Below are 10,259 nucleotides of genomic sequence, written 5' to 3'. Positions count from 1 at the left end.
ATGAAATTGAGGATTTGATTCAACAACGCAGCGATGCCAAAAAAGCCAAAGATTTTGCCAAAGCAGATGGTATTCGCCAGTCTTTACTTGAAAAAGGTGTTGCACTTGAAGACACCCGTCAAGGAACCGTTTGGCGACGTGCTGATTAAATCGACAATTAAAATGCATGGATGTTGACAGTTAAATGAAACTGTCTATAATGCATCTCACATTGCGGGAATAGCTCAGTTGGTAGAGCACAACCTTGCCAAGGTTGGGGTCGCGAGTTCGAGTCTCGTTTCCCGCTCCAAAATTTTAAAAAGCCCTTATCGAAAGATGAGGGCTTTTTATTTGTCTATACCAAAACCATGCAGACTAAAATAAAAAAACGGGCTGATCAACAGCCCGTTTTTTCACATAAAATACGATTATTTTTTCAGTTTATAGGCAATCACATAATCACCCACTGGTGTTTTCATAAAGTGATGTCCACCCGCCATGATCACAATATATTGCTCTCCATTGATGGCATAAGTCATCGGTGTTGCTTGACCACCCGCAGGCAAATTTGCAGTCCAGACGAGTTTACCTGTACGGTTGTCCAAGGCGTGTAATTTATTATCTGTTGCAGCAGCAACAAATGTTAAACCACCCGCTGTAATAATTGGACCGCCGTTATTTGGTGTACCAATATTAATTGGCAAGTAAGTTGGCAAACCAAACGGGCCATTGTGTTCAGCACTACCAAATGGGTGCTGCCAGAGCACTTTTTTGCTATGTAAATCAATAGCCGTAATCATGCCATAAGGTGGTTCGTTACAGAGGACTTGAGAAATTGGAGCGTAAAATGGTGATACATTAATTCCATAAGGGGTATCAGCCATCGCACCATTTCCTTCAGCACCGCCGCCACCTGATTTATAACTTGGATCATCAATTGACTTTAAGCCCTGCTTATTGGCTTCTGTGCGTGTAACCAATTTGTCGTACATTGGTGTCACATTCCAGTTTGCAATCATTAAACCAGAATGAGGATTTACCGCTACACTGCCCCAATCACTTCCACCATTGTAGCCAGGGAATTCAATCCATGGTTTATCGATGCTTGGGGGTGTAAATTCTCCAAGATAATTCGCCTGTTTAAATTTAATACGACACAGCATTTGATCAATTGGAGAAATTCCCCACATGGTTTTTTCCTGAAGATCAGGCAAACCTAAACGTGGAATCTCGACAGACCACGGTTGAGTTTTAGCACGTGGATCATTTGGTACAGCATGATAAGCCTTTGCATCGCTTGGTACAGGTGCTGGTCGTTCTTCAACTTTGGTTAAAGCTTTACCAGTGGCGCGATCAAGAATAAACGTCTGACCACGCTTGGTTGGCATAATCAAGGCTGGAACTTTTTTTCCTGAAGCATCTGGATAATCCACCAATGTTGGCTGAGAGCCGATATCATAATCCCATACATCTTTATGTGCAGTCTGGAAGACCCATTTTTCACGTCCGGTATTTATATCGAGCGCAACGACTGCTGAAGACACACGATTTTCATTCGCACTGCGCATCGCACTATAATAATCCGCAGCTGAGTTGCCTGTTGGAACATAAACCAATCCTAATTTTTCATCGCCAATCATGGCAGCCCATGAGTTTGGTGTACCGCGACTGTATTGCTCACCTGTTTTAGGTTCAGTGTTGTCATTTGGACGATTGACATCCCATGCCCATTTAAACTGACCTGAATCTGCGTCATAGCCACGGATTACACCAGATGGTGCCCATCGACGCTGTCCATCAAGAACCTGATGATTGACTACGATTACACCATTAATAATTGGTACAGGTGCAGTAACCGCAAGTTGACCAGGTACCCACTTACCAATACCTACAGATAAATCAGTTTGACCATGCTGACCAAAACCTTGACACGACTCACCTGTTTCAGCGTCAACCGCCAGTAAACGCATGTCTAAGGTACCAACAATAAGTTTGTTGTGACAAGCCTGTCCTTCGGGAATAGTTTTTGATTGATAAAAAGTAACGGCCTTACACGCAGCGGTATATGGAATATTTTCATATTTCACACCAGACTTGTGTTCCCAGATTTTTTTGCCTGAGGCTGCATCCAATTTAATAATATTATTGGTCGCACTACATAAATATACGGCATTACCCACTTTAATTGGCGTGGTTTCAGCAGCCCATTTATTGCTTTGACCTGCCTGAGGAACATCACCTGTCCGGTACGTCCATGCCACCTCAAGTTTATTGACATTGTCTGGAGTAACTTGGTTAAGCGGTGAATAGCGGGTCGCATTTTCATCACGACCATAATATTGCCAGTCAGTGTCAGGTTGAATTGTTGTAGCATTTGATGAATTGGTGCTAAAAGACTGCGCTGAAATTTCCTCTCCAGAAACATAAGATGAATGGGGATAAAAAGCCAGACCGCCTGCAATAACAAAGCATAGAATAATAAAGCCAGTTAAACTATATGAAATTTTCTTACTCGCTCCTGAACCAATATTTGGCATAAGTAAGCTCATAAAAAATGCAAAAACAGCCACTATCGCGAGCCGAGGCACCCAGCCCCAGTAGCGTGTACCCGCTTCCCATATTGTCCAGATCAGAGTATAGAAGAAGAACAGCCAAAAAAGTTTTACACCTAATTGATCATTTTTAAGCAAATAAACACTAGAAGCGATTAAGATCACTCCACTGATGACGTAGTACCACGAACCTCCTAAATATGCTAAATAAATACCGCCAATGAATAATGTAAGGGCAAATAACAGTAAGATCACCGAAAATATTTTTACGGGTATACTGCTGTTTTTTCTATAGATGGAAGAATGAACCATAGCTTTAAACCTTATTAATTTTATTTAGTATGGGAGTCGCTATTACATCATTTTAAAAATTAAAAACGCTCATGGTATCGTTGCTTAAATGTGTTCTGAAACTTAAAATTTTCTTAAAAAATAAAATGACTTCAGCTATAACATAAAAAATACTTTACATTCAAAAGGTTAAATAACATTTATCCAAAAATACATTCATTTAAGCCTTCTATCTTATCTGCAATGAAATAGGATGACACAGGTCATAAATATGTTTTCGCAAAGTTTAATAGCCATCTTTCATCAGTTCTTTTTATTTCTTCCTTTGGAGGAAAAATAAAGAGAGTTCAAACAATTATGAAAGAAGTCTAATCATCCATTAAAATTATGATGTGAATAAAAAACCCCATCATTCAGATAGGGCTATTCGCTATTTTAATAAGGTTAACTGGCTTGTTGATAATAAGGTGTATCGCCATTTATGGTTGCGCGATGCATAATTCGATGTGCATCTCCATAATCAAACAATGCCTTATGCTGTGTACAGCGATTGTCCCAAATCGCGACATCACCTTCTTGCCATTGCCAGCGCAAATGAAATTGTTCCTGAGTGGATTTCTCAAATAAAAACTCTAGTAATTCATCACTTTCCTGTTGGCTTAACTCATTTATTCGGGTGGTAAAACCTTCGCTCACAAATAAAATCGGTTGTCCTGTCACAGGATGTGTTCTGACGACCGGATGAACAACAGGTGGATTACGTTTAAACGTTTGTAGCAGTTTTTCACGTTCTACCTCATTTGTTGCAAATCGTTGAATTGGGAAGGATTTTCGAATATCGTGAGTTGCCGTTAATCCTCTCAGCTTATGCTGCACTTCTATATCAAGTGCCGCAAATGCAGCAACACCGCTTGACCATAGCGTATCACCGCCTGTTGCAGGAATTTTGATGGCTTGCAGTACGCAGCCTAATGGCGGAGTTTGACTAAAAGTGACATCGGTATGCCAAAGCTCGTTATCGCGCAAATCCTGTTGCCAACTATCCAAAACTAACACTTCAGGTACACCTTCAATGGAAGGATAAATCGGATGGATATGCAAAGAGCCAAAACTACGTGCCAATGCTGCCTGAGCTTGTGGCGCTAATTGCTGCTCACGAAAAAAGATCACATGATGTTTCAATAAAGCCTGTTGAATTTCAGTGGTGTGCTGTTTGTTCAAATGATTTAAATCAACACCAGTAATGATTGCGCCAATGGCTGGTTTGATTGTTTCGATAATTAAACTCATTTTATCGCCTATATTCTATAACTGCTGGCCATACCAAGGAGATAATTGCTGTTGTAGCCAACGTAAAAATAATTCAAAACTGACCGCAACCACAGCAATCACGATAATCCCTAAAATCACCGTATCAGTAATTAAAAATTGCGCAGCTGATTGCACCATAAAGCCAATGCCACGATCAGCTGCCACCAATTCTGCTGCGACCAATGTTGACCAACCCACACCTAAACCAATTCTGATCCCTGTTAAAATATGAGGTAATGCCGTGGGCAAAATCACGTTCCAAAACACTTGTGCCTGTGTTGCACCGAGTGATAAAGCAGCACGTTCACGATTCAGCTGATGACTGATCACGCCATGTGTACTACTGATAATCACGGGTGCCAAAATCGAGAAAAAAATCAGCAAAATTTTAGTAGTTTCGCCAATACCAAACCAAATGACGAGTAATGGTAAATATGCCAAAGGTGGGATAGGTCGTAATAATTCAACCAATGGATCAAGCACCGCTCGCGCATATTTATTCAGCCCCATCCATAATCCAACGGGAACACCAATTGCAATCGCAGCAAGCAACGCAAATAAAACTCTAGAAATACTGGCCGCTAAATGTTGCCAAAGTGTGGCTTTCATAAATCCCTGCTGACTGACTTCCAAAAATTTTTGCCAGACTGCTTGGGGACTCGGTAAAAATAATGCAGGTACAAGATGTAAAGCAGAAATCAAAAACCACAGCAATAACACACTAAAAACACTTAGCGCACTTAATGCCAGACGATGATGTCGAGTGAACCACACGCGAAAATTTCCGAAAGAACGCTGTGTTAGACGTGCTGTCGTATTACTCTTTGCGATCTGATTTTTGTAACTGACCGACTCAGTTCGACTATTCATGTCAACACCTCATGGCTAGGTTGTTTTCGTTGTTGCTTTTGTTCGCGTAGTCGCTCAAACAACTGTTCCCGCAAAGCGATAAATTCAGGATCAGATTTAATCGAACGAATCGACTCTCCTGCCCGATAACGCTCCGCAAAATTTAAATGCAATGTCTGCACAATTTTTCCAGGATGAGCGGTCATCAACACCAATTGCTGGCTCAGTAATAAGGCTTCTTCAATATCATGCGTAATCAGGAAAAAGCCCTTATTTTGCTGAATCCATAAATCCAAAACCAGTTGTTGCATCGTTTCACGTGTAAAGGCATCCAGCGCTGCAAAAGGTTCATCCAATAGAATAAAAGGCGCATGACTGACCAAAGCACGCGCGATACCCACACGCTGCTTCATACCGCCTGAAAGCTCCCAGATATTGCCTTTGGCAACATGAGACAGCCCCACAATGTTTAAAATCGAGGCCACTTGTTGTTCGATTTCGCTTTCCCTTAACCCTTTAAGCTCCAAAGCGAAACCAACATTTTGCTCGACATTGAGCCACGGCAATAAGGCATGATCCTGAAATACCACCGCACGGCGTGCATCAGGGCCGTTCAAAACTTCATCATCAATTTTGACTTGGCCTGTATCTACTTTTTGGAAGCCCGCCAAAATATTGAGCAATGTGGTTTTACCGCAGCCAGATTCCCCCAAAATTACATTCAAAGAGCCCGATTCGATCGAGAGATTGACATCCTGCAAAACAGGTAATGATTGCTTTGGAAACTGTAATTGCACGTGTTCAGCTTTCAAGATACTCATGGCACACTCCAATTATTGCAAAAAGGCGGTCGTGACATTTTCGGCATAACTTGCTTTAACTTGATCGACCTTGCCCTGACTTTTCAAAAAAGTCGCTGTATCGAAAATATTTTTAGCAAACTCGCCTGATAATGTTTTTTGTTGCAGTTCGAGATTGAGATAATCATTTCCTGACAATAACAATGGAATATCTTTTGGATCTGAACCTGTCAGTTTGGCAATCTTGTCGATATTTGCTTGATCTTGCACAAATGCTTGCGGATTTTGCTGATAAGCATCGATTTGTTTCAGTGTGGTTTTAACAAAAGATTTGATGAAATCTGGATTCTTTTCTGCAAAGTCTTTACGCACGACCCATAGGTCATAAGTCGGCGCACCCCATTCCCCCACTTGTTTAGAGTCAGTAAGTACCTTCCCTGTTGCTTTGGCTTTACTTAAAGCGGGTTCCCAGACATAAGTAGCGTCAATATCGCCACGTTCCCAAGCCGCGGCAATTTCTGGTGGGCGCAAATTAATAATTTTGACCTGATTTTCAGAAATTCCCCAATGTTTCAGCGCAGACAATAAACTGTAATGGGTGGTTGAAACAAAAGGCACTGCAATGGTTTTACCTATTAAATCCTGTGGCGACTGAATATTAGATTTTTGACTGACCACCAATGCCTCTGATCCACCCAATTTTGCAGTAATTAAAAATACTTCAATAGGGACATTTCGGCTTGCTGCCGCAGCCAAGGGACTTGATCCAATATTTCCAATCACCACATCGCCTGAAGCCAACGCATTGACGACATCTGAACCCGCATCAAATTTTTTCCATTGAATGTGCTGATTGCTGTCTTTTTCATAATCACCGTTTGCCTGTGCAACTTTGCTCGGATCTACACCTGTTTGGTAGGCAACAATCACCGATTGACCACCGACAGTTTGTGCAGCAGGTGTTTGATCTTGACCTTTACGATTTTGATAAATAATAAATGTAACAATCGCCACAAGGACGATTGCTGTAATCCATAAAGGTTTAGAATTTTTCTTACTCATAACATTTGATAAAAGTCGCTATTGTTATCAATGGTATGGCACTCCACTTTATAATTTAAAATAATAAAAAATGGATTACTTATGAATATTTTTAAAATATAAATTATAAAACATTGCTCGATTCAATCATTCTTCCCAAGCTTATAAAATGTCTATAAAGTGCTTGGATAAATTGATAAAAATACAGATAGCAGACAAATCATGTCGCACTACCCTAGTGCTTTCAATATTTTTTTGGCATGATGCAAAGTAGATCTCTCAAGAACAGTTATAAATGGAACAAATGCGTTGGATGGAGCTGCTTTCAGCAGTTCGTTTAGGTAGTAAAAAAAGTACAACAGAACTGGGACGAAGCCCTTTTCATAAAGATTATGATCGCATCATATTTTCACAAAGTTTTCGTCAGCTTAATCGTAAAACGCAGGTTCATCCTTTCGCACTCCAAGATGGTATCCATACTCGTTTAACCCATTCCCTTGAAGTGTCTTGCATCGGGCGGTCGCTCGGCATGATGACCGCTGAAAAAATTAAGGATGATTTACCCGCATGGATTTCACCATCCGATGTTGGGGCCATTATTCAGGCAGCATGTCTCGCCCACGATATTGGCAACCCGCCCTATGGACATGCAGGTGAATATGCGATTCGCGAATGGTTTGACGATGCTTCACATAACGATTTCCTAAAAGAACTTAGCCCTGAAGAAGAAGCTGATGTGCGCCAGTTTGAAGGCAATGCACAAGGTTTACGCTTATTAACACGTATTGATTATCATCCTGATGATGGCGGTATGCGCCTGACTCACGCCACGTTAGGTGCTTATTTAAAATATCCGTGGTTGTCTAAAACCATTGAGTCACAAGGCGACCGTCCTTCCAACCAACGTGCAAAATTTGGTTGCTATCAGACTGAAAAAGAAATTTTGGTCGAAATTGCTGATCAGCTTGGACTGATTCAATTGGGTGAATATCATTATTGTCGTCATCCTCTGACTTATTTGCTCGAAGCAGCAGATGACATGTGTTATGCGCTGATTGATCTGGAAGATGGTATTATTTTAAATATGCTGACTTATGAAGAAGTTGAGCCTATTTTTCTAAATTTAATTGCAGATTATGGGATTCCTGACGAATTGGGTCAACGTAATACCACTTGGCAACAAAAAATTGCCGCTTTGCGCGGACGAGTCATGAAACGTCTGGTTGCTGAGGTTTCCAGTGCCTTTGCCCGACATCATGTTGAAATATTATCAGGACAATTACAAGGAACACTTTTAGAATATTGCCCTGCGGATATTGGCGTGGGAATCGAAAAAGCCAAAGATTTGGCGCGTAATAAAATTTTTGAGCATCGGCAAAAGTCTGATCTAGAAATTATTGCACATAGTAGTTTGCAATCGATTCTGGATGCATTTATTCCATTGTCCGTACCGCAAAAAACTTTGAGTTTTAAAGAAAAACGACTGATGTCCATTTTGCAGCAATTTGGTGCCAATTTTCAGGACAATCACTACCAAAATATTATGCAAATATTGGATATCATTAGTAAATTCTCAGATCACCAAGCTTATGATCTCGCTCAGGTACTACAAGGTCGTCGTGCCAGTTTTATGTAATGTCGGGATGATTTCGGACATCTAATTTTTATATTATTTTAGGAAATAAGTTTTCAATGATCGGTTGTTTAATTGGTGAAGTATTTGCACTGGAAGCACCTACGGTACTCCTGAATGTCAATGGTGTTGGCTATGAAATTGATACGCCACTTTCAACATTTTGCCAACTCCAAAAAGGGCAAAAAGCAACATTATGGACGCATTTAGTGGTGCGTGAAGATGCTCAACAACTTTATGGTTTTTTAGAAGCACAGGAAAAGACCATTTTCCGTACCTTGCTGAAGGTTAATGGTGTTGGCCCTAAAATGGCACTGGGTATTTTATCGACTTTAAGCGTTGAGCTTTTGATCCAAACCATTGAACATGATGATATCAATACCTTGGTGAAAGTTCCGGGTGTGGGTAAAAAGACTGCTGAACGTTTGATGATTGAACTTCGTGACCGTTTTAAAGCACTTGCAAATCAAGGCAGTGCGACCTCAAACAATAGTATTTCGCAAATTCAGTTTGTATCTAACTCTCCTGTTGCCGAAGCCGAAGCTGCATTACAGTCATTAGGTTACAAACCGATTGAAGCACAAAAAGCAGTGGCTGCGGTGAAAGCTGATTATACTGAAGCCGCAGACTTAATTCGTGCTGCACTCAAATCAATGATGAAGTAACCAATCATGCATGACCGTTTAATTAGTGGCAAAGAAAAACCAGAAGATCAATTCGATCGTGCGATTCGCCCGACTTCTTTGGCAGACTATATTGGTCAGCCCGTGGTACGCGAGCAAATGGAAATTTTCATTGGTGCTGCGCGTGGACGGGGTGAAGCACTGGATCACACCCTGATTTTTGGTCCACCCGGACTCGGTAAAACCACACTTGCCAATATTATTGCCCGAGAAATGGGAGGCAATTTAAAATCCACTTCTGGGCCTGTGCTGGAACGGGCTGGTGATTTGGCTGCCATGCTCACCAATCTTGAAGAAGGCGATGTGTTATTTATCGATGAAATTCATCGTCTTTCTCCTGTTATTGAAGAAATTTTATATCCAGCGATGGAAGACTATCAACTGGATATTATGATTGGCGAAGGTCCAGCGGCACGTTCAATTAAACTGGACTTACCGCCGTTTACACTGGTTGCTGCAACAACACGCGCAGGCTTGCTCACCTCACCGTTGCGTGATCGTTTCGGGATTGTGCAACGTCTGGAATTTTATTCGGTTGAAGATTTAACGCATATTGTCACCCGTTCTGCCAACTTAATGGATGTACCGATTACCCAAACAGGTTCCGAAGAAATTGCGCGACGTTCGCGTGGTACACCACGTATCGCCAATCGTTTATTACGTCGTGTACGTGACTATGCTCAGGTCAAAGGCACAGGTGAAGTCACTCAGGACATGGCACAACGCGCACTGGACATGCTCAATGTCGATAAATCTGGCCTAGATACACTCGACCGACGTTACCTGAGTATGATACTAGAACGTTTTGAAGGTGGTCCCGCAGGCGTTGAAGCTCTTGCTGCTGCGATGGCCGAAGATAGCGGAACTCTGGAAGATGTCATTGAACCGTATCTGATCCAGCAAGGCTACGTGATGCGTACTGCACGTGGGCGTATTGCCACTAATCAGGCCTATGCGCAATTTGGAATCACCCCACCTGAGCAGCGATAAGCAAAACAACGTTTTGCCGCTGCRCAAGACGAGAAGCTATGCTTCGAGTAAAMGCGTTAAGAAAACTTAAAGCATCGCTTTAAGGCTTTTTAGCGGCGCAAGACGAACAACTAGGCTGTGAGTGAAAGCG

The 10,259-nt window shown here is 41.6% G+C and carries 8 protein-coding genes, 1 tRNA gene and 1 pseudogene; 5 read left to right on the top strand and 5 right to left on the bottom strand.

What is annotated here, in order from left to right:
* Nucleotides 1-149, top strand: a pseudogene (locus tag JR005_RS14880) (cysteine--tRNA ligase); the annotation flags it as partial.
* Nucleotides 150-213: 64 nt separating this feature from the next.
* A tRNA-Gly gene (locus tag JR005_RS09955) sits at nucleotides 214-289 on the top strand.
* Nucleotides 290-407: 118 nt separating this feature from the next.
* Here JR005_RS09955 and JR005_RS09950 read toward each other — a convergent pair.
* The 5 genes from JR005_RS09950 to tauA form a co-directional block, all read right to left on the bottom strand.
* Nucleotides 408-2,843, bottom strand: a complete 2,436-nt coding sequence (locus tag JR005_RS09950; RefSeq protein ID WP_218664983.1) for a membrane-bound PQQ-dependent dehydrogenase, glucose/quinate/shikimate family — start codon at nucleotides 2,841-2,843, stop codon at nucleotides 408-410.
* A 423-nt stretch (nucleotides 2,844-3,266) separates the two neighbouring features.
* The gene (tauD, locus tag JR005_RS09945) at nucleotides 3,267-4,112 is read right to left on the bottom strand and encodes a taurine dioxygenase (protein ID WP_004996834.1); all 846 of its coding nucleotides are present in this window, start codon (nucleotides 4,110-4,112) and stop codon (nucleotides 3,267-3,269) included.
* Nucleotides 4,113-4,127: 15 nt separating this feature from the next.
* Nucleotides 4,128-5,003, bottom strand: coding sequence for a taurine ABC transporter permease TauC (gene tauC / locus JR005_RS09940; RefSeq protein ID WP_004996832.1), 876 nt, complete (start codon nucleotides 5,001-5,003; stop codon nucleotides 4,128-4,130).
* Nucleotides 5,000-5,803 carry a taurine ABC transporter ATP-binding protein gene (locus JR005_RS09935; RefSeq protein ID WP_004996830.1) on the bottom strand — a complete coding sequence of 268 codons (804 nt, stop codon included), beginning with the start codon at nucleotides 5,801-5,803 and terminating at the stop codon, nucleotides 5,000-5,002. The genes tauC and JR005_RS09935 overlap by 4 nt, the downstream gene beginning before the upstream one ends.
* 12 nt (nucleotides 5,804-5,815) lie before the next feature.
* Nucleotides 5,816-6,844 (bottom strand): taurine ABC transporter substrate-binding protein, encoded by a 1,029-nt coding sequence (gene tauA / locus JR005_RS09930; protein ID WP_004996823.1) that lies wholly within the window; start codon nucleotides 6,842-6,844, stop codon nucleotides 5,816-5,818.
* Between the two features lie 274 nt (nucleotides 6,845-7,118).
* Here tauA and JR005_RS09925 point away from each other — a divergent pair, with 274 nt between their 5' ends.
* From JR005_RS09925 to ruvB, 3 genes are read left to right on the top strand one after another with little or no spacing between them, the layout of a single operon-like run.
* On the top strand, nucleotides 7,119-8,459 hold the full coding sequence (locus tag JR005_RS09925; protein ID WP_004996822.1) for a deoxyguanosinetriphosphate triphosphohydrolase: 1,341 nt from the start codon (nucleotides 7,119-7,121) through the stop codon (nucleotides 8,457-8,459).
* 56 nt (nucleotides 8,460-8,515) lie between these two features.
* The gene (gene ruvA, locus JR005_RS09920) at nucleotides 8,516-9,121 is read left to right on the top strand and encodes a Holliday junction branch migration protein RuvA (protein WP_004996820.1); all 606 of its coding nucleotides are present in this window, start codon (nucleotides 8,516-8,518) and stop codon (nucleotides 9,119-9,121) included.
* A 6-nt stretch (nucleotides 9,122-9,127) separates the two neighbouring features.
* Nucleotides 9,128-10,129 carry a Holliday junction branch migration DNA helicase RuvB gene (ruvB, locus tag JR005_RS09915; RefSeq protein WP_151832682.1) on the top strand — a complete coding sequence of 334 codons (1,002 nt, stop codon included), beginning with the start codon at nucleotides 9,128-9,130 and terminating at the stop codon, nucleotides 10,127-10,129.
* Nucleotides 10,130-10,259: the final 130 nt, after the last annotated feature.

This window comes from Acinetobacter sp. Colony158 (assembly GCF_019264745.1).
In the GTDB taxonomy this organism is placed as follows: Bacteria; Pseudomonadota; Gammaproteobacteria; order Pseudomonadales; family Moraxellaceae; genus Acinetobacter; species Acinetobacter ursingii.
The sequence above is the reverse complement of the archived record's forward strand: the minus strand, read 5'-3'. Positions and strand labels throughout refer to the sequence as shown.

Bases quoted from the DNA above. Each gene is read 5' to 3' on its own strand.
- tauD (WP_004996834.1), bottom strand. From the start codon at position 4,112: ATGAGTTTAATTATCGAAACAATCAAACCAGCCATTGGCGCAATCATT.
- JR005_RS09925 (WP_004996822.1), top strand. From the start codon at position 7,119: ATGGAACAAATGCGTTGGATGGAGCTGCTTTCAGCAGTTCGTTTAGGT.
- JR005_RS09950 (WP_218664983.1), bottom strand. From the start codon at position 2,843: ATGGTTCATTCTTCCATCTATAGAAAAAACAGCAGTATACCCGTAAAA.
- tauA (WP_004996823.1), bottom strand. From the start codon at position 6,844: ATGAGTAAGAAAAATTCTAAACCTTTATGGATTACAGCAATCGTCCTT.
- JR005_RS09935 (WP_004996830.1), bottom strand. From the start codon at position 5,803: ATGAGTATCTTGAAAGCTGAACACGTGCAATTACAGTTTCCAAAGCAA.
- tauC (WP_004996832.1), bottom strand. From the start codon at position 5,003: ATGAATAGTCGAACTGAGTCGGTCAGTTACAAAAATCAGATCGCAAAG.
- ruvB (WP_151832682.1), top strand. From the start codon at position 9,128: ATGCATGACCGTTTAATTAGTGGCAAAGAAAAACCAGAAGATCAATTC.
- ruvA (WP_004996820.1), top strand. From the start codon at position 8,516: ATGATCGGTTGTTTAATTGGTGAAGTATTTGCACTGGAAGCACCTACG.